The 18,174-nt window shown below is 60.6% G+C and carries 22 protein-coding genes; 10 read left to right on the top strand and 12 right to left on the bottom strand.

Going from position 1 to position 18,174, the window contains the following annotated elements; genetic code table 11:
* Positions 1-375 precede the first annotated feature (375 nt).
* Together clpX and clpP are read right to left on the bottom strand one after the other, a co-directional pair.
* Entirely contained in the window at positions 376-1,653 is a 1,278-nt protein-coding gene (gene clpX / locus J5N58_RS11645) for an ATP-dependent Clp protease ATP-binding subunit ClpX (protein ID WP_112827168.1), read from the bottom strand.
* Positions 1,654-1,951: 298 nt separating this feature from the next.
* Positions 1,952-2,584: an ATP-dependent Clp endopeptidase proteolytic subunit ClpP gene (gene clpP, locus J5N58_RS11640; RefSeq protein WP_112827169.1), complete on the bottom strand. Its 633-nt coding sequence runs from the start codon at positions 2,582-2,584 to the stop codon at positions 1,952-1,954.
* A gap of 366 nt (positions 2,585-2,950) precedes the next feature.
* On the opposite strand from clpP, the gene J5N58_RS11635 reads away from it, so the two are divergent.
* Positions 2,951-4,213, top strand: coding sequence for a GGDEF domain-containing protein (locus J5N58_RS11635; protein ID WP_113444051.1), 1,263 nt, complete (start codon positions 2,951-2,953; stop codon positions 4,211-4,213).
* A gap of 46 nt (positions 4,214-4,259) precedes the next feature.
* Entirely contained in the window at positions 4,260-5,504 is a 1,245-nt protein-coding gene (locus J5N58_RS11630; RefSeq protein WP_113444052.1) for a cytochrome P450, read from the top strand.
* 16 nt (positions 5,505-5,520) lie between these two features.
* Here the strand turns inward: J5N58_RS11630 and J5N58_RS11625 are convergent, their stop codons facing one another.
* The 3 genes from J5N58_RS11625 to J5N58_RS11615 all read right to left on the bottom strand — a co-directional run bounded on the left by J5N58_RS11625 (position 5,521) and on the right by J5N58_RS11615 (position 8,164).
* Positions 5,521-6,819: an MFS transporter gene (locus tag J5N58_RS11625; protein WP_244710873.1), complete on the bottom strand. Its 1,299-nt coding sequence runs from the start codon at positions 6,817-6,819 to the stop codon at positions 5,521-5,523.
* 94 nt (positions 6,820-6,913) lie between these two features.
* Positions 6,914-7,315: a MarR family transcriptional regulator gene (locus J5N58_RS11620; RefSeq protein WP_113444142.1), complete on the bottom strand. Its 402-nt coding sequence runs from the start codon at positions 7,313-7,315 to the stop codon at positions 6,914-6,916.
* 42 nt (positions 7,316-7,357) lie between these two features.
* Positions 7,358-8,164, bottom strand: a complete 807-nt coding sequence (locus tag J5N58_RS11615) for an SDR family NAD(P)-dependent oxidoreductase (RefSeq protein ID WP_244710871.1) — start codon at positions 8,162-8,164, stop codon at positions 7,358-7,360.
* Between the two features lie 148 nt (positions 8,165-8,312).
* Here J5N58_RS11615 and J5N58_RS11610 point away from each other — a divergent pair, with 148 nt between their 5' ends.
* Positions 8,313-8,780, top strand: a complete 468-nt coding sequence (locus J5N58_RS11610; RefSeq protein WP_112827174.1) for a MarR family winged helix-turn-helix transcriptional regulator — start codon at positions 8,313-8,315, stop codon at positions 8,778-8,780.
* 46 nt (positions 8,781-8,826) lie between these two features.
* On the opposite strand, the gene J5N58_RS11605 is transcribed toward J5N58_RS11610, so the two are convergent.
* Positions 8,827-9,717, bottom strand: coding sequence for a LysR family transcriptional regulator (locus tag J5N58_RS11605; protein ID WP_112827175.1), 891 nt, complete (start codon positions 9,715-9,717; stop codon positions 8,827-8,829).
* A gap of 96 nt (positions 9,718-9,813) precedes the next feature.
* Here J5N58_RS11605 and J5N58_RS11600 point away from each other — a divergent pair, with 96 nt between their 5' ends.
* On the top strand, positions 9,814-10,236 hold the full coding sequence (locus tag J5N58_RS11600) for a CidA/LrgA family protein (protein WP_113438985.1): 423 nt from the start codon (positions 9,814-9,816) through the stop codon (positions 10,234-10,236).
* Positions 10,208-10,921, top strand: coding sequence for an LrgB family protein (locus tag J5N58_RS11595; RefSeq protein WP_113438986.1), 714 nt, complete (start codon positions 10,208-10,210; stop codon positions 10,919-10,921). Before J5N58_RS11600 ends, J5N58_RS11595 begins: the two co-directional genes overlap by 29 nt.
* A gap of 24 nt (positions 10,922-10,945) precedes the next feature.
* On the opposite strand, the gene J5N58_RS11590 is transcribed toward J5N58_RS11595, so the two are convergent.
* Complete coding sequence (locus J5N58_RS11590; protein WP_244710869.1) at positions 10,946-11,290, bottom strand: cupin domain-containing protein; 345 nt, start codon at positions 11,288-11,290, stop codon at positions 10,946-10,948.
* Positions 11,291-11,339: 49 nt separating this feature from the next.
* On the bottom strand, positions 11,340-12,623 hold the full coding sequence (locus J5N58_RS11585; protein WP_244710867.1) for an O-acetylhomoserine aminocarboxypropyltransferase: 1,284 nt from the start codon (positions 12,621-12,623) through the stop codon (positions 11,340-11,342).
* Between the two features lie 175 nt (positions 12,624-12,798).
* Here J5N58_RS11585 and J5N58_RS11580 point away from each other — a divergent pair, with 175 nt between their 5' ends.
* Positions 12,799-13,227, top strand: coding sequence for a DUF6455 family protein (locus J5N58_RS11580; RefSeq protein ID WP_112827180.1), 429 nt, complete (start codon positions 12,799-12,801; stop codon positions 13,225-13,227).
* Between the two features lie 28 nt (positions 13,228-13,255).
* Here the strand turns inward: J5N58_RS11580 and J5N58_RS11575 are convergent, their stop codons facing one another.
* Positions 13,256-13,684 (bottom strand): CoA-binding protein, encoded by a 429-nt coding sequence (locus tag J5N58_RS11575; RefSeq protein WP_112827459.1) that lies wholly within the window; start codon positions 13,682-13,684, stop codon positions 13,256-13,258.
* Positions 13,685-13,836: 152 nt separating this feature from the next.
* Between J5N58_RS11575 and J5N58_RS11570 the strand changes: the two genes are divergently transcribed.
* The gene (locus J5N58_RS11570; protein WP_112827181.1) at positions 13,837-14,172 is read left to right on the top strand and encodes a hypothetical protein; all 336 of its coding nucleotides are present in this window, start codon (positions 13,837-13,839) and stop codon (positions 14,170-14,172) included.
* 110 nt (positions 14,173-14,282) lie between these two features.
* Here J5N58_RS11570 and J5N58_RS11565 read toward each other — a convergent pair whose 3' ends face one another.
* The 3 genes from J5N58_RS11565 to J5N58_RS11555 all read right to left on the bottom strand — a co-directional run bounded on the left by J5N58_RS11565 (position 14,283) and on the right by J5N58_RS11555 (position 16,323).
* Positions 14,283-14,744 (bottom strand): CoA-binding protein, encoded by a 462-nt coding sequence (locus J5N58_RS11565; protein WP_112827182.1) that lies wholly within the window; start codon positions 14,742-14,744, stop codon positions 14,283-14,285.
* Positions 14,745-14,876: 132 nt separating this feature from the next.
* Positions 14,877-15,308 carry a VOC family protein gene (locus J5N58_RS11560; protein ID WP_113338767.1) on the bottom strand — a complete coding sequence of 144 codons (432 nt, stop codon included), beginning with the start codon at positions 15,306-15,308 and terminating at the stop codon, positions 14,877-14,879.
* 184 nt (positions 15,309-15,492) lie between these two features.
* Complete coding sequence (locus tag J5N58_RS11555; protein ID WP_113437975.1) at positions 15,493-16,323, bottom strand: enoyl-CoA hydratase; 831 nt, start codon at positions 16,321-16,323, stop codon at positions 15,493-15,495.
* Positions 16,324-16,431: 108 nt separating this feature from the next.
* Between J5N58_RS11555 and J5N58_RS11550 the strand changes: the two genes are divergently transcribed.
* From J5N58_RS11550 to rpsI, 3 genes are all read left to right on the top strand, one after another.
* Positions 16,432-16,860 (top strand): PaaI family thioesterase, encoded by a 429-nt coding sequence (locus J5N58_RS11550; RefSeq protein WP_244710865.1) that lies wholly within the window; start codon positions 16,432-16,434, stop codon positions 16,858-16,860.
* A 275-nt stretch (positions 16,861-17,135) separates the two neighbouring features.
* Positions 17,136-17,600 (top strand): 50S ribosomal protein L13, encoded by a 465-nt coding sequence (rplM, locus tag J5N58_RS11545; protein ID WP_112827186.1) that lies wholly within the window; start codon positions 17,136-17,138, stop codon positions 17,598-17,600.
* Between the two features lie 2 nt (positions 17,601-17,602).
* Entirely contained in the window at positions 17,603-18,070 is a 468-nt protein-coding gene (rpsI, locus tag J5N58_RS11540; protein ID WP_113437973.1) for a 30S ribosomal protein S9, read from the top strand.
* The last annotated feature ends 104 nt before the right edge of the window (positions 18,071-18,174 follow it).

The raw sequence follows: 18,174 nt of genomic DNA, 5'->3' as shown, positions 1-18,174 counted from the left end.
GAAGGCGACAGGCATATTTCTTGCTCCTCCAAGAAATGGAGTTCTCAGAACGCGAATTCAAGCCTGACATGCCTGTACCGCCACCGGCATTGTGACAGCGATATTACAGGCAGATGCCCGAACCTACAAATAACCCGTTTGCCTGGCCTGAAGCGAGACAAGCGGCCAGTCCCGCGATCCGATCCGCGGTGTCGACCGCGAGCGAAGCACTTCGTTCTTTTCTAACCCAAGCCGTGGCCGGCGAAAACCGCGTTTTGACGATTTACGGTAGCGGCAGCGTCATTGGTCTAAAACAACACTGGAAAAGGGTCTGCGCAACGAAAAAGGCCCGCCACAAGGGCGAGCTTTCATCTTCATTCTTGCGCGGACCGCGGGTCAGGCCGAAGCGTTGGCCTTTTCTTCCTGGCGATCGGCGTAAATGTAGAGCGGACGCGAATTGCCGTTGACGACATCGTCCGAAATGACGACTTCGCGCACACCTTCGAGTTCCGGCAGTTCGAACATGGTGTCGAGCAGGATCTTCTCCATGATCGAGCGCAGGCCGCGGGCGCCGGTCTTGCGGACGATCGCCTTGCGGGCGATGCCGCGAAGCGCATCCTCGTGGAAGGTCAGCTCCACGTCTTCCATCTCGAACAGGCGCTGGTACTGCTTGACCAATGCGTTCTTCGGCTCGGACAGGATCTGGATGAGAGCGTCCTCATCGAGGTCTTCCAGCGTCGCCAGAACCGGCAGACGGCCGATGAATTCCGGGATCAGACCGAACTTGACGAGATCCTCAGGTTCCAGTTCGCGCAGCACCTCGCCGACGCGCCGGTCGTCCGGGGCAGCCACGGTCGCGCCGAAGCCGATCGAAGTCTTCTCGCCGCGGGCGGAGATGATCTTGTCGAGACCTGCGAATGCGCCGCCGCAGATGAACAGGATGTTCGTCGTGTCGACCTGCAGGAATTCCTGCTGCGGATGCTTGCGGCCACCCTGCGGCGGAACCGAAGCGACCGTGCCTTCCATGATCTTCAAGAGCGCCTGCTGCACGCCCTCGCCCGACACGTCGCGGGTGATGGAGGGGTTGTCCGACTTGCGGGAAATCTTGTCGACTTCGTCGATATAGACGATGCCGCGCTGGGCACGCTCGACATTGTAGTCGGCAGCCTGCAGGAGCTTCAGGATGATGTTCTCGACGTCCTCACCGACATAGCCGGCTTCGGTCAGCGTCGTGGCGTCCGCCATGGTGAAGGGAACGTCGATGATGCGGGCCAGCGTCTGGGCAAGATAGGTCTTGCCGCAGCCGGTCGGACCGACGAGCAGGATGTTCGACTTCGCAAGCTCGACGTCACCGCCCTTGGAAGCGTGCGACAGGCGCTTGTAATGGTTGTGCACCGCGACGGAAAGGATCTTCTTGGCCTGCTTCTGGCCGATCACATATTCGTCGAGGATCTTGATGATGTCCTGCGGCGTGGGAACGCCGTCACGGGACTTCACCATGGAGCTCTTGTTCTCCTCGCGGATGATGTCCATGCACAATTCGACGCATTCATCACAGATGAATACCGTCGGGCCGGCAATCAGCTTGCGGACCTCGTGCTGGCTCTTGCCGCAGAAGGAACAATAAAGGGTATTCTTGGAGTCACCGCCGTTGCTACCGCTGACCTTGCTCATATCTTCATCCTTCCAGCACGCCGCTCCTCCGCCTCGACGGAGGGCGGTCACTCTCTACGCCCGGCGCGGATCGCCCTTCGGCCCCGGGCCTTATCCGATCCGGAGAGGTACTAGCCGGTCCATTCGATCCACAAATCAGACCGGCGGCAACGAAACCCCTACAGACCGCAGACTATGTCATAAAAATTCAACACAGCCTTAATAGTTACTATTAGCGCTTTCGCAGCCAGATTAAACCCCTTACGTGATCACGAGCGCTTCACTTCATTTAGCGTCGTGACCATATGGCAACGGAGCATCAGGCTGCCGGCGTACCTTCGATTTCCTGGCGCGACGTCAGGATCTTGTCGATCAGACCCCAGTCCTTCGCCTCTCCGGCCTCCATGAAATGGTCGCGATCGAGCGTCTGCTCGACTTCTTCATAGGTGCGGCCGGTATGCTTTACGTAAACTTCGTTCAGGCGACGCTTCATCTTGATGATGTCACGAGCGTGGCGTTCGATGTCGGACGCCTGGCCCTGGAAACCACCCGAAGGCTGGTGCACCATGATGCGCGCGTTCGGCGTCGCAAAGCGCATGCCCTTCTCGCCGGCGGCGAGCAAAAGCGAGCCCATGGAAGCAGCCTGCCCGACGCAGAGTGTCGACACGGCAGGGCGAATGAACTGCATGGTGTCGTAGATCGCCATGCCGGCGGTCACGACGCCACCCGGCGAATTGATGTAGAGGGCGATTTCCTTCTTCGGGTTCTCGGCCTCGAGAAACAGCAATTGCGCGCAGACGAGCGAAGCCATGGTGTCTTCGACCGGACCCGTGAGGAAGATGATGCGTTCCTTCAGCAGGCGGGAAAAGATGTCGTAGGAGCGTTCGCCGCGATTGGTCTGTTCCACGACCATCGGCACCAGAGCCATGGCGGTATCAACTGGATTTCTCATGTCCGTCCTTTGTCAGCCTGTTCCCCGAACACTCGATGCGCGGCGGGAATCACGTAATATCTGTCAATCCCTACATAGAGTGTCCGCACCCTCGACTTCAAGACGCGAGGTTTGGATATCCTTAATCGTCAAGCGCCGGTCTTAACCGCCGGCGTAAGGCTTTTGCGGCAAATTGCCTAATCTTTCCGAATGCCTGGGGACCCACTTCACAAGAAACGGCTCATATGGTGAACGTTCGGTAACGTTCAATACAGGGGCAGAAAAACTGGGGACGGCCACGGCATCGCCGTTTTCGTAGGAACTGATTAACCTGTCTTCATCACTTTGAAGTCATATTCTCGAAAAACCAATTCAGGATCGACCCCTGTGCTCGATGTCAAAACGGCGTTCCTCCTCTGGGCGACAGAAGCCGGCACGCTGGCAATGCTGCTGCTTGTGGCTTGGCTGCGGTCCCGCGGTGAAAAGCACTATCTGATGTTCGGGCTGGGGTTTGCCGCGCATGCGCTTGGCATCGCGCTGGTCAGCTTTCGCGGACAGATCCCCGATTTCGTTTCGATCCAGGCCGCAAACTTCATCGCGCTTTCGGCCTTCGGTCTATGGCTGTCCGGATTGCGCTGCCTCGACGAACGTCCCCTCGCCTCCTTCGCCGCCATCCCCAGCCTCATCTGGGTCGCCGGCAACCTTCTCCCCGTGGTGCGCGACAGCTTCGCCCATCGAATGGCTTTGTACGACGTCGCAACAGCGGTCGGGTTCAGCCTGATGGCGGCAACGGTGGCAACGGCGCGGTTCGGCACCGGCCGCCACCGTATCGCACTGATCGGCATCTGGATGACGCAGGCGCTGTTCAATCTCGGTTTCGCCGTTGCCGTCGTCCTGCAGCAGCCCGCCAGCTTCAAGGACGTGTCGATCAGCGCCCTGGTGGGGATCGCCGGCATCATCGGCTTCGTGGGCTCCATCGCCATTATCGCCAAGCTTCTGATGGACCGTTCCGAGGACCGGTTGCGGCTGCTTGCGATAACCGACCCGCTCACCGGCGCACTGAACCGGCGGGGCCTGATCGACCGGTTCGAAACCATTCGCGCCCGCGCCGGCGACATGAAGCGCGAGGTCGCACTGCTGGTTTTCGATCTCGATCACTTCAAGAAGATCAACGACAGTCGCGGCCATCAGGCCGGGGACGCGGTTCTGGTGGCGTTCACCCAATCCTGCCGGTCGCTCATGCCGGCCAATGCCTGTTTCGGTCGAAGCGGCGGCGAAGAATTCGCAGCCCTCCTCGATCTTGCCGGCATGCATGACGCCGTGCTGGTGGCGGAAGCCATTCGGCGCACCGTCGCCGAAAAGCCGATCGCCTTCGGGGGACAGATCCTGCGTGTTACCGTTAGTATCGGCATCGCCACGCTGCCCGCCGCCGAAGCAGATCTCGACCGGCTGATGAGCGGCGCGGACCGCGCCCTCTACAAGGCAAAGGCCAGGGGACGGAACCGTACGGCGGTCCTGACGGGCGAGAAGGTGCTCTGCGTTCCCTCATCGACGCCACAGGCCATCGACGAACAGGCGGACAGGCAGGTCGCGGCGCTGCGCCGCCTACAGACGATGGCATCCTCACAGCAGGATCTCTACCGTTCCTGAACAATCCTCTTCCGGCAACGATGCGGATTGGATAGAGAACCCACCCATGACCGATCTTTCCTTCCTTTCCATCGACAAAGCCTCACGGCGCGTCAGCCTCGACGGCCGCAATCCGGCTTTCTACTCCGATCCGAACCGGGTCTACGCGGCGCTGCATGCCGAATGTCCGACCTTCTACTGGGAGGAGCAGAAGCAGTGGTTCGTGACCGGCTACGATACAGTCAACGCGCTGTTGCGCGACCGGCGTTTCGGCCGCCAGATCCTGCACATCGCGACCCGTGAGGAACTCGGCATGCCCGAGCCTGCCGACCACACGCGCCATTTCGACGCCGCGGAAGCGCATTCCCTTCTGGAACTGGAACCGCCGGAACACACCCGGCTCAGAACGCTGGTCAACCGCGCCTTCGTTTCCCGGCACGTCGAGAAGATGAAACCTGAGATCGAGGAGCTTGCCAACCGGCTGATCGATGCCTTCGAAAAGGATGGCAAAACCGAACTGCTCTCCTCCTTCGCCGACATCATTCCGGTGACCATGATCGCCCGCATGATCGGCATTCCCGAGGAGATGGGCCCCCAACTGCTCAAGTGGTCCCACGACTACGTGGGCATGTACATGTTCAAGCGCACCCGTGCCGACGAGGAAGCAGCCGATCGCTCGGCACAGGAATTCGCCGACTATGTGCGCAGCATGATCGCGGAGCGCCACGCCAATCCGCAGGACGACCTCCTCAGCCACATGATCCACACCGAGCACAAGGGGCAGTACCTCACAGAGGACGAGCTTATCTCGACGACGATCGTGCTGCTGAATGCCGGTCACGAGGCAACGGTGCACCAGATCGGCAATTCGGTGCGCGTCATCCTCGAAAGCGGCCTCTCCCCTGCCGAGATGTTCCGCGACGAGAAGGCGACCGAAAGAACCGTCGAGGAAACACTCCGCATCTGCGCCCCGGTGCATATTTTCCAGCGCTATTGCCTGGAGCCGGCTGAAATCGACGGGGTGTCGTTCAAGCGCGGCGACAAGGTGAGCATGATCCTTGCCGCCGCCAATCTCGATCCCGAGAAATTCACGGAACCCTTGACCTTCCGGCCGGACCGCGACGAAGCGCCGAACCTCTCCTTCGGCGCGGGCATCCATTTCTGCATCGGTGCTCCGCTGGCGCGGTTGGAACTCAACATCGTGCTGCCGTTACTGTTCAAGCGACTGCCTGGCATGCGGATCACTGCTCCGCCACGGGTGAAGGACGTCTATCACTTCCATGGACTGGAGCGGCTGGACCTCGCCTGGTAGGCGAGGTTTGCCGCGATCATTCCGCCGGCTGAACGACCACAGTTCGGCGGACGCCGCGCCCGATTCCAAGAACCGCCAGGGCAGCGAGCAGACACATGAAACCGGCGATATAGACCGCCGGCATGAAGGTCTCGTAGTCCGTCCTGATGTAACCGGCGCCGAAAGTGGCAGTTGCAGCGCCAAGCTGATGGGCAGCGAAGATCCAGCCGAACACGATGTTCGCCTTGTCGCGACCGAAATTCTCCACTGTGAGCTTGACCGTCGGCGGCACCGTGGCGACCCAGTCCAGACCGTAAAAGACGGCAAAGATCGAAAGCGTCACATAGTCGAAGCCCGAGGCCGACAGGAAGATCAGTGAAAGGCCGCGCAGGCCATAGAACCAGAAGAGCAGCCAGCGATTGTCGAAACGGTCCGACAGCCAACCGGCGCCGAGCGTGCCGATGAAATCGAAGATACCGATCATCGCCAGCATGCCGGCGGCACTGACCGCAGCCACGCCATAATCACCGCAGATCGATATCCAATGGGTCTGGATCAGCCCGTTGGTGGAGAGACCGCAGACGAAGAAGGTGAAGAACAGTATCCAAAAGACCGGCTTCACCGAGGCTTCACGCAGGGCGGCAATCGGCGCAATCAGAAGAGACGACAGGCGCGCCGAGCGGATGGGGGCCGGCTGCAGTTCACGGCTGCCATAGGGTGCCAAGCCAAGGTCGGCGGGATAGTTGCGCATCAGCGCCAGCACGATCATCATCGCGAGCATCAGTACGGCGACGTTCAGCGACAGGGCGACACGCCAGCCAAAGGCCTCCGTTAGACTTGCCAGCAGTGGCAGGAAGATAAGCTGGCCGGTCGCATTGCTCACCGTCATCAGGCCAACGATGACACCCCGGCGCGCCTGGAACCATCGGGTCGCGACGGTTGCACCGAGAACGAGTGCCGTCATGCCGGTGCCGAACCCGACGACAACACCCCACAGCACGACCATCTGCCAAAGCTCCTTCATACCGAAGGAAAGGAGAATACCCCCGCCGATCAATGTAAGGGCCACCCCGATCACCGCGCGCATACCGAAATGATTCATCAGGGCAGCAGCGAATGGACCAAGCAACCCGAAGAACGCCAGCCGGATTGCCATGGCGGAAGAGATTTCCTCCGTGGTCCAGCCGAATTCACGGCTAAGCGGCGCGATCAGCACCCCGGCCGACCCCATGGCGCCCGCGGTCGCAAGCATGGTGATGAAGGTAATCCCGGCAACAACCCATCCATAGTGGATGCCGCGCGCCGCGAGGTAACGGGCAAGTTTGGCGGAAATCAAGGTCGCTCTCCTACAGTTGGTTGCCGGCGGCGGATATATGCGGGTATATGCCCACACATATTCGTTCAGAAAATTAGCGAATTAACGAATTGCTTTATTCAAGGTCTTCGATGGCGGCGAGAATACGGTCGAGGCCATCCGCTTCGAGCCTGTTCTCGATACGAGCCTGAACCTCTTCCCAGATCGGCATGGCATCCTTCAACAAGGTCTCGCCCCGTTCCGACAGCGCCAAAGCAGTTTCCCGATGATCCGTCACAGGGACAGCGGCCACCAGTCCCATTCGTTCCAAAACCTTAGCGTTGCGGCCAACGGTCGAGCGATCCAGATCCGACTGCCTCGCAAGGTCGGTCAAAGAAACCGGCTGCTGACGCCGGATGCGTCGCAACTGGCTGAATTGGGTTACATTGATTCCAAGCGGAGCCAGCGCTGCGTCATAGATCGCAGTCAGTCGGCGCGAGGCATTTCGGAGCTTGATGCAATAACAGGAAGAAACGATCATGATACGGGTATATACCCGCATCATGATCGATGCAAGATCTCAGTTGGTTACCCGATAGCGCGGAGCGGGCCGACGCTTCGACAGATGCGGCCCGAGCGCAGAACGCGCCGCGCCAAGCGCCGCCAGCAATCCTGCATCTTCCAGCGAGGGGATGGTAACCAGTTCGCCGTCATCGAAACCGGCCAGTGCGGCCTCCACCATGTCATCCACCTCCATGACCATGTCAGGATTGAGCGCCTCGACGCTGCCACCCGCCCTATCGAAAATCTCCGTGCGCGTGAGACCCGGCAGCACGGCCTGGATACGAACCGGATGATCCTTGAGTTCGCTGGCCAAGGACTGAGTCAGGGCGAGAACGAACGCCTTGCTGGCGCTATATGTGCCATTGAACAATTCCGGCATGATGGCGACCACCGAAGCGATATTGATAAGGCTTCCCCTGCCCCGCGCAACGAAAGCCTGGGCGGCGGCAATGGCCAGCCGGTTTGCGGCGGTCACGTTGACCGCGATCATCCGGTCGAGATAGGCGGTCTCGCCGGAAAGAAGCGGACCGCTCGGACCGATGCCGGCATTATTGACGAACAGCGCGATATTCTCGTCCTCGCGCAGCCGCGCCTCGACCCGGGCGACATCCCCGGCCTTCTCCAGATCCGCTGTCAGGACGGCGGCGGAAATGCCTGCGCTCTCCTGCAACTCCTGGGCCAGCGCGCCGAGCCGCGCGGCATCGCGTGCAACAAGGATCAGGTTATAGCCACGCAGAGCAAGCTTGCGGGCATAGGTCGCGCCAATTCCGGAAGAGGCGCCGGTAACGAGCGCGGTGCCCGGCGATGTTTCATTGCGTGCCATGTCGATCTCCATTTTATTTACTGGCATATGCCACTATATTGAGGCAATGCTCCCGCAATGCAAGAGGTGTCGGCAGAAACTTTTCATCCGGACCGGGTGAGCATAGGAGTCCGATGCCGCTCAGCACGAAACGAGGAAGAACGAGACGATGAAGAAAGATGACGAGGTTTGGATGCATTGCACCAACAGCGCGATAAGACGCGCCGCCCGGCAACTCGGGCAGCTCTATGACGATATGATTTCGCAGAGCGGCCTCAAGGGAACCCAATTCTCCCTGTTGTCGCAGATTGCCCGTTCGGAAGAGCCGACGCTGAAAACACTGGCCGAAGCACTCGTCATGGATTTGTCGGCCCTCGGCCACACCCTGAAGCCCCTGATCCGCGACGGCTATGTGGAGCTTGTGGCAGACGCAGCCGATCGGCGTGCCAAGCGGGTGCGGCTGACCGAGAGCGGTCGAACCAAACAGCAGGAAGCGACTGTTCTCTGGCGCAAGGCGCAAGACCGTTTCGATGAGATCTACGGCGAACGGCAATCGCGCGAGATCCGCGAGGCGCTGGCCGTTATTGCCTCCCGGGACTTTGCCGCTCGCTTCAAGGCACCCGATACGAAGCCATGAACAGGTGTGGACGGACACCGGGAACAGGATATAAGCGACCCCGGCTTCAGGGTGCCGGCGGAACCTTTGCGGAGCGGGCAAGATCCAGCCACGCCTTGGCCGCGAAAGACAGATAGCCGCCGCGCCGCCAAACCCAGGCCATGTGCCAGTCCATTCGCGGCGAATGCACGGGAACATGAGTGACGCCGGGGCGCACGCGGCGTTCTGCGATCATCATCGGCAGGAACCCTATCCCGAGCCCCGCCCCCACCAGTTCCACAATGAAATTGATCTGACCGCTGCGGGCCGCGATGACCGGATCGAACCCGGCCTCCCGGCAGGCATCCAGAATGATCGGGTTGAGAGCGAACCCCACATCGAACAGGACGAACGGCATGGACTGGAGGTCGTGAAGGGCGACGCCCTCCCGTTTTGCAAGTGGATGATCTTCCGGAATGAGGACGTGCAGCGGCTCGCGCGTCACCTCCTGCCATTCGAAACGATCCGGGACCGGCAGCAGCGAAGCGCCGAGTTCCACCTCCCCCGCCATGACCAGTTCCTCCAGTTTGCGGCTGCCATGCTCGACCAGCTGTATTTCCACCTCCGGATGCCGGCTGCGGTAGATGGCGAAGAGAGGTGCGAACAGGGCATCGCTGCCGATCGGCGGAAGGCCAAGCTGCAGGCGCCCACGGCGCAAACCGCGCAACTCCGAGAGTTCGGCAAGGAGATCCTCCCGCTGCGTCAGCATGGTCTGGGCGCGGCGAAACACGATCTCGCCCGCATCCGTCAACGCAACCTTATGACCTGTCCGGTCGATCAGCGCGAAACCAAGCTCCTCCTCAAGCTGTCGAACGGCCTTGCTCACCGCCGACTGGGTGATGAACACCGTTCGGGCGGCCTGGGAAAAACCGCCCTGACGGATGACCTCGACGAAGGCGCGGAGCGTTCGAATTTCCATAAGTATTCCAATTCGGACTTTTTTCTATGACATCAATTCATTTTGTTCATAGTACGATCACGCCTATATTTCCAGCGACCACACAAGGTGCTGAAAATGTCATCCCGTAACATCGCCCTGCTCATACGCCGCCAGATGCACTCAAACCGGCTGGTGCAGATCGCCATCATCGCGGCTTTCTGGCTGGCCGGAGAAACCGTCGCCCGCCTGCTAGCGCTACCGATCCCCGGCGGCGTCATCGGCATGGCGATGGTATTGTTGCTCTTGGCAAGCGGCCGACTGCGTCCGTCCAGCATGCGTGACGGCGCCCGCTGGCTGCTGGCGGAAATGCTGTTGTTCTTCGTTCCGGCGGTTCTTGCTGTCCTCGACCACCAGGAGTTCATCGGGCTTCTCGGCCTCAAGGTTCTTGCGGTCATTCTGGGCGGCACGATTGCCGTCATGGCTTCCACCGCGATCGCCGTCGATATCGGCTATCGCCTCATGCTCGCCCATGGAGGCGACCGTGCCCTTCGTCGGTAATCCCACCCTGATGACCGCCTTCTGGTCGGCGGCCACGATCTTCTTCTATATCGTCTCGAAGGCGATCTACCGGCGCTGGCAGCAAAGCTGGCTTTCGCCGCTGATCGTGACGCCGATGGCGCTGATTACGCTCGCCCTGCTGCTGCGGGCCAATTATGCGGAATATATCCACGCCACCCACTGGCTGGTTGCCATGCTCGGTCCGGTAACCGTGGCCTTCGCGATCCCGATCTTCGAGGAACGCCATACGATCCGGCGCTACTGGCCGGTGCTGGCCTTCGGCGTCGTTGTCGGCAGCGCGACGGCGATGCTGACGGCCTGGGCGCTTGCCAGCCTGCTCAGCATCGACGGCGCATTGCGTCTCAGCCTTCTGCCGCGTTCGATCAGCACGCCCTTTGCCATGACCATCTCGCAGGATATCGGCGGCGTACCGGATCTGACCGCCATCTTCGTGGTCGTCACGGGGGTCTGCGGTGCGGCGCTGGGCGAAACCCTGCTGCGCTTCCTGCCGATCCGCTCGACGCTTGCCCGCGGAGCCCTGTTCGGCATGGGCGCCCACGGCGCAGGCGTCGCGAAGGCTCACCAGATCGGCTCGGAGGAAGGCTCCATTGCCGGCCTGGTGATGGTCCTGGTCGGCCTCGTCAACGTCCTCGCGGCGCCGCTGCTCGCTATGCTGCTGCGCTGACGGCGCTCCAATCTCGGCTCGACTTCAGAGTTTGATGACGTAGTCCTTGCGAGTCGTTTCAACGACTTCCCAGGTTCCGCTGAAGCCCGGTCTCAGGATCATCCGGTCGCCCGCTCTGAGATGGACCGGTTCGCCGCCATCCTCGGTCACGATCGAATGACCTTCGAGGACGTTGAAATATTCCCACTCGTCGTAGGAAATCCGCCACTTGCCCGGCGTCGCCTGCCAGATTCCGGCATAAAGCGAACCCTCTCGCTCCTCGATGTTCCAAGTGGTGAAACGGGGATCGCCGGAAATCAGCCGGTCGGGGGCGGGAACGCCCTCCTCCGGCTCGATTCCTGCGAGATCGAATGTCAGAAAATTCGTCATTGGTTCTCCGATGCGCCGCAGCCTCAAGGCCACGGCGCGGTTACCTTGGTCAGACCCTGGCGAGCGACTGGTCGAGATCGCCGATAATGTCCTCGGCGTCCTCGATGCCGACCGATAGGCGCACGACATCCGGCCCGGCACCGGCCGCAATCTGCTGCTCCTCGGAAAGCTGGGCATGGGTGGTGGAAGCCGGATGGATCACCAGCGAGCGCGTATCGCCGATATTGGCCAGATGCGAGAAGAGTTGCAGCCCCTCGACAAGCGCCTTGCCGGCCGCGTAGCCGCCCTTGACACCAAAGGTGAAGACCGCACCGCCGCCCTTCGGCGAATAACGCTGTTGCAGGGCATGGTTCGGATCATCGGGCAGGCCGGCATAATTCACCCAGGCCACCTTCGGATGCTGCTTCAGCCATGTGGCGACCCGCAGGGCGTTTTCGCAATGACGCTGCATGCGCAGCGGCAGCGTCTCGATGCCGGTCAGGATCAGGAAGGCGTTCATCGGGGCAATCGCCGGCCCGAGATCGCGAAGCCCGAGCACGCGGCAGGCGATAGCGAAGGCAAAATTGCCGAAGGCCTGATGCAGCACGATACCGGAATATTCCGAGCGCGGCTTTGAAAGCATCGGGAACTTGTCGGACTGCGACCAGTCGAAGGTGCCGCCATCGACGATGACGCCACCCATCGAATTGCCGTGCCCGCCGAGGAACTTCGTGGCCGAGTGGACGACGATATCCGCCCCGTGTTCGAGCGGCCGGACGAGATAGGGGCTCGCCATCGTGTTGTCGACGATCAGCGGCAGGCCATGACGGCGGGCGACATCGGCAATCGCGGCGATATCGACAAAGGTGCCGCCAGGATTGGCAAGGCTTTCGATGAAGATCGCACGGGTGTTCTCGTCGATCTGCGCGGCGAAGTCCGCGGGATCGGCGGGATCGGCCCAGCGGACCTGCCAGCCGAAATTCTGGAAGGCATGGCCGAACTGGTTGATCGACCCGCCGTAGAGCTTCCTTGCGGCCACGAAATTATTGCCGGCCTGCATCAGCGTGTGGAAGATCAGCATCTGAGCCGCGTGACCCGAGGCGACGGCGAGCGCCGCCGTACCGCCTTCCAGAGCGGCGATGCGCTCTTCCAGCACCGCCTGGGTCGGGTTCATGATGCGGGTATAGATGTTACCGAACTGCTTCAGTCCGAACAGCGCCGCCGCGTGGTCGGCGTCGTTGAAGACATAAGCAGTGGTCTGGTAGATCGGCGTGATTCGCGCCCCGGTCGCCGGGTCCGGCTGGGCCCCGGCATGAACCGCCAGCGTGGCAAAACCCGGATTGTTCGTCGTCATGGTTGAAACCTCCCTTGATTGGTCGGGCGGATCATAGCGTCTGGCCGCCGGTTGTCAGCCGGGTTTTTCGCCGGGTTTTTTGCCGTCTCGCGACCGGCCATCCCTCAAGATTGATCGAAGTCAATGCGGTCATGCGGCCGGCGGCTCAGGATTAATGCAAAATGGAGGTATTCCCATGGACACTGCAGTGACTGACGCAACGAGAACCGTCTTTTCGCGGCTGACCGAGTGGTTTTCCAGAAGCTGGGAAAGCGCGGCCGAAGCCGACATGATCGCATCGCTCGACGATTCCACCATCCGCAGCATCGCTCACGACTGCGGCATCTCGCCGGACCAATTGATCGAGCTTGCCAAGGCAGGTCCGCACGCCGCCGATGAAATGGTGGTAATGATGCGTGCCCTGAATATCGATCCGAGCGAGGTGGAACTGCGGTTGCGCAACGAATTCCGCGACATGCAGATCACCTGCTCGCACTGCGCATCCAAGAGCGAATGTCGCAAGGATCTGACACGCGGCACCGCAGCCGAGACCTTCGCCCACTACTGCGGCAATGCCGAATCTCTCAATGCGCTTCGCGCCAACCCGGATTTCCTGATCGCGTAGTCCGCCGACATTGCGCTCCGGTCGGTTTTCAGAGGCTGAGGCGGGGAATTTCGATGGCCGGGCAGCGGTTCATCACGACCTTGATCCCCTCCGCCTCTGCCTTGACCGCCGCGCGGTCATCCCTCACGCCAAGCTGGGACCAGACCGCTTTCGGACGCGTTTCAAGCGCCAGCACATCGTCGATCACTCCACCGAGATGTTCCGACGCGCGAAACACATCGACCATGTCGATCGGCTCATCGATGTCGGCGAGCCGCGCAACCGTCTTCTGGCCGAGAATTTCCTTGCCCTTCTGCCCCGGATTGACCGGTATCACCCGATATCCCCGCGAAAGGAGAAAACGCATGACGCCGTAGCTCGGCCGATCGGGTTTGGGCGAAGCCCCCACCAGGGCTATCGTCTTCGTGTCCTTAAGGATTCCGGCAAGGTAGGCATCGTCATAGCGGTCGTGATCGATTGTCATTTCTTCCTCGTTCATGGCGACGTCCGTCGAAGTCGTCTATAATCGGCAACAACGAATAGATGGGGTGGCCGCAACCGGCTACAAGACGGAATGGCCACAAACGACGAAAGCCCTTCCATCCATTCCCGAGCAAGGAAGACAGAGCGATGAAAAAGCTTGTTCTACTGGCCATGGTGGCCTCGACGATCGCATCGCCGGCGCTGGCGATCTCGCGCTACAACTCGCTATCCATGAGCTGCGAAGCGGCTCGCGCAGCCGTATTGAGCCAGGGGGCGGTGATCCTGCGCTATCCGTCGAAACGGGTGGCCGGCATGACGCTTTACGATCGCTATGTCCGCGACAACAACCAGTGCGAACAGCATGACTATGCGGCACGCGCCTATGTGCCGACGCGCGACAATCCCCGTTGCCCGGTCCTCGCCTGCAAGCCGGTGGACAACAGCAACGGCTTCATCCTGCGCCGCCCCTGGATCCGCTTCTGATCCTCGACGCCCAAGGGTGCCGCGATCTTCCGGATACGCCCGCAGTGTCTCAAGTCTCTGGTTTATCGCTGCGGCTGGAGCAATCCGGTCGGCATTTTGCGCGGCATGCTTCAGGCCGCCGGGCGCGACTGCGGCGCGTGCGCCAGTTCGTAGACCAGCGGGTATTCAGTCACCAGCGCATGATCCATCACGACCTTTATGCCGGCGGCTTGCGCCCTGGCGGCGGCCTCGTCGTCGCGAACGCCAAGCTGTCCCCAGATTGCACGAGGCAAGTTTGGAAGCCTCAACACTTCATCGATGACCGTTGCGAACTGATCGGCACGGCGGAAAACATCGACGATGTCGATATCGACGGGAATATCGGCAAGCCGCCCGTAGATCCGCTGTCCAAGTATCGTTTCTCCGGCGTGATTCGGATTGACGGGGAAAACCCGATAGCCCTTGCCGAGCAGGAAGCCGGCAATCCAGTGGCTCGGACGGTCATCTCTCGTCGAAGCGCCGACGATGGCTATGTTCTTTGCTGAATGAAGAATATCGGCGAGATAGGCTGCAGGATAGGAAACATGCGTCATGGAAACCTCCTCCGGCCGTAAACGGCCTTCTAACGATCCGCTGTCTCTCCCGCGCCCAATATATTTGCATTCACTTAATGACAGCTCTCCATGATCGGAAAAATGCGAGCGATTTGCCGGTTCCCCTCGATCTCACTCCGGCAAGACGGTGTGACCGTCTTCATCAAGCGGCGCGAACGGATTGTGGGCGACTTCCCAGAGGTGCCCATCGGGGTCGGCGAAGTAACCGCGATAGCCGCCCCAAAACACTTTTTCAGGCTTTTTCACCAGGCTGGCGCCGCGGGAAACTGCAAATTCCATCACGGCGTCGACCTCTGCGGGGCTGGCGACATTATGCGCAAGCGTGACACCGGAAAAGCCCGGCGAAGTGTCTTCGACGCCTGCATCCTCCGCGAGCGAGGCACGGGAGAAAAGGGCAAGAGCAACGCCCTTCAGCCTAATAAAAGTGATGGTCTCCTGCGACGCTGACGAGCGTATCCAGCCGAGGCTTTCATAAAAGGCGGTGCTGCGCCCAACATCCGCAACTCCCAAGGTAATCAATGAGACACGGCGGTCGATCTGCATGAGTGGATATCAATCCTCATATATTAAACGCTGTTCGTTTAATATATGTACCCTTTTTGTTCGCGTCAATATTAGTGTAACCTTAAGGTTGCACTCGTTCGCATCATGATCTTTTCGATATATAATTAATGAATGGGACAACAATTGGCCCCATCCACCAAATGGCGTTCTCGCCGGGAAATCGTCACTCGCCGGTCCAGGTCGGATGCCGTTTGTCGAGGAAGGCACCGATGCCTTCGGCGGCATCGCGCGCCAGCATGTTGTCGACCATTACGCGAGCCGCATAGTCGTAGGCTTCTTCCAACGGCATATCGATCTGGCGGTAGAATGCCTCCTTGCCGATCTTCAGGATCAACGGCGACTTGGAAGCGATGACGGAGGCATATTTGTCAACGACCTGGGCGAGATACTGCTTCGGGACGATCCGGTTGACGAGGCCGAAGTCCTTGGCGGTGGAGGCATCGATGGTTTCGCCCGTCAGCAGCATCTCCATGGCCTGCTTGCGATGGGCAGCGCGACTGACGGCAACCATCGGCGTCGAGCAAAAAAGGCCGATGTTCACGCCCGGCGTGCAGAAGGTGGAAGTATCGGTGCAAATGGCGAGATCACAGGAGGCCACAAGCTGGCAGCCGGCAGCCGTCGCCAGTCCATCGACCTCGGCGATCACCGGCTTCGGCAGATGCGCGATTTTCAGCATGAGGTCGGCGCAGAGCCGCATGGTCTTTTCAAAGAAAGCCCGGCCGCGATCCGGGTCTGCCCGGTGCGTCGTCATTTCCTTCAGGTCATGACCGGCGGAGAACAGCTTGCCGGAGGCGGCAAGGACGACGACCCGCACGTCCGGATCGCTGCCCGCCGTCTCCAGCGCAACCATCAGGGCCTCCATCGTGGCGATGGACAGGGCATTGGCGGGCGGATTGTTAAGCGTCAGGCGCAGCACACCGTTCGCCAGCGCCGACAACACCGGCCCATCCCCCGCCTCACCCCCAACCTTCTTGAAAGACACCACTTCCGCCATGACAAACCTCCCGGCTTCTCGTTTTCATATGCGTGGAAGCCTGCCATAAATGCCGCCGGCTCCGCCATCGAAAATCGAGGCTTTGGACAAAGGGAGGAACAATCCAACATGCAGCCGATCATGACCGCCGCGGAAATCAACCGTTTTCTGGAGACGGATTTTCCGCAGATCCACACGGATGGACACGTGTTCACGGTAACGGCTGTGGAACCCGGCGCGGTGACAATGACCTTCGACCCGTCTGAACGGCATTTGCGCCCCGGCGGCACGGTCTCCGGCCCGGCCATGTTCGCGCTCGCCGATGTCTGCGCCTATGCCGCGGTGCTCGCCCATATCGGACCGGTGGCGCTCGCCGTCACCACCAGCCTCAACATCAATTTCCTGCGCCTGCCAAAGCCTCAACCGATCGTCTGCCGGTGCCGCATCCTGAAACTCGGCAAACGGCTGGCCGTCATCGACGCGCTTCTGAGCCAGGATGGCGGCCCTGAACCGATCGCACAGGCGACAGCAACCTATTCGATCCCGCCACGCGGCTGAGCAAGCCCCAAACAGGCGATTTCCAAGCTGTCGGGACCGCTCAAAAATGCGGTAAAATAATACCACACAATCAACTCATTGTTTTTTATAAACTTTTTCGACAACATCCAAAAAATGCGGCTATTGACCATGGTACAGCCGCAGCTTATACAGCGCCCAGGTTTGCGGCCCCTTCGGACCGCATTCTTTTTTCGTGCATCACATGCATGAAACCAAGCAACAAGAAACGCCCGCCCGCCTCACGGCGCAAGGGTCCAAAACGGAAAGATAACACCATGTCTACCTTCGTTCAGAAGCCTGCTGAGGTGGAGAAGAAGTGGATCATCATCGATGCCGAAGGCCTCGTTGTCGGTCGCCTCGCCTCCCTCATCGCCATGCGCCTGCGCGGCAAGCATAAGGCCACCTACACCCCCCATGTCGACGACGGCGACAACGTCATCGTCATCAATGCCGAGAAGGTCGCCTTCACCGGCAAGAAGTATGCCGACAAGAAGTACTACTGGCACACCGGTTATCCGGGCGGCATCAAGGAGCGTACGGCTCGCCAGATCATCGAAGGCCGCTTCCCGGAGCGCGTCATCGAGAAGGCCGTCGAGCGCATGATCCCGCGCGGCCCGCTCGGCCGTCGCCAGATGAAGAACCTGCGCGTTTACGCCGGTTCCAACCATCCCCATGAAGCCCAGCAGCCGGTTGCCCTCGACGTGGCCAAGCTGAACAGCAAGAACGTAAGGAGCGCCTGATAATGGCTGACCTCTCTTCCCTGAAGGACCTCGGCACCACCGAGCAGGCCGCCGCTCCGGCGCATGTCCGCAAGGTCGATTCCCTCGGCCGCTCCTACGCCACCGGCAAGCGCAAGAACGCTGTCGCCCGCGTATGGGTCAAGCCGGGCTCCGGCAAGATCGTCGTCAACGGCCGTGACTTCACGACCTATTTCGCCCGTCCGGTTCTGCAGATGATCCTGCAGCAGCCGATCGTCGCGGCTGCCCGCACCGGTCAGTTCGACATCGTTGCGACCGTCACCGGCGGTGGTCTCTCCGGCCAGGCCGGCGCCGTTCGCCACGGCCTGTCCAAGGCCCTCACCTACTTCGAGCCGGGCCTGCGCTCGGTCCTGAAGAAGGGCGGCTTCCTGACCCGCGACAGCCGCGTGGTCGAACGCAAGAAGTACGGCAAGGCCAAGGCCCGTCGTTCGTTCCAGTTCTCCAAGCGTTAATCGCTGGATATCCGGAAACGGAAATCAAGGCGGGGCTTCGGCTCCGCCTTTTTTGTTTTGGGCGATCCGGCCAGCATTTCGGTTTTGCGGATTGCAGGCCGTCG

Source organism: Paenirhizobium cremeum, assembly GCF_022884085.1.
In the GTDB taxonomy this organism is placed as follows: domain Bacteria; phylum Pseudomonadota; class Alphaproteobacteria; order Rhizobiales; family Rhizobiaceae; genus Allorhizobium; species Allorhizobium cremeum.
The sequence above is the reverse complement of the archived record's forward strand: the minus strand, read 5'-3'. Positions and strand labels throughout refer to the sequence as shown.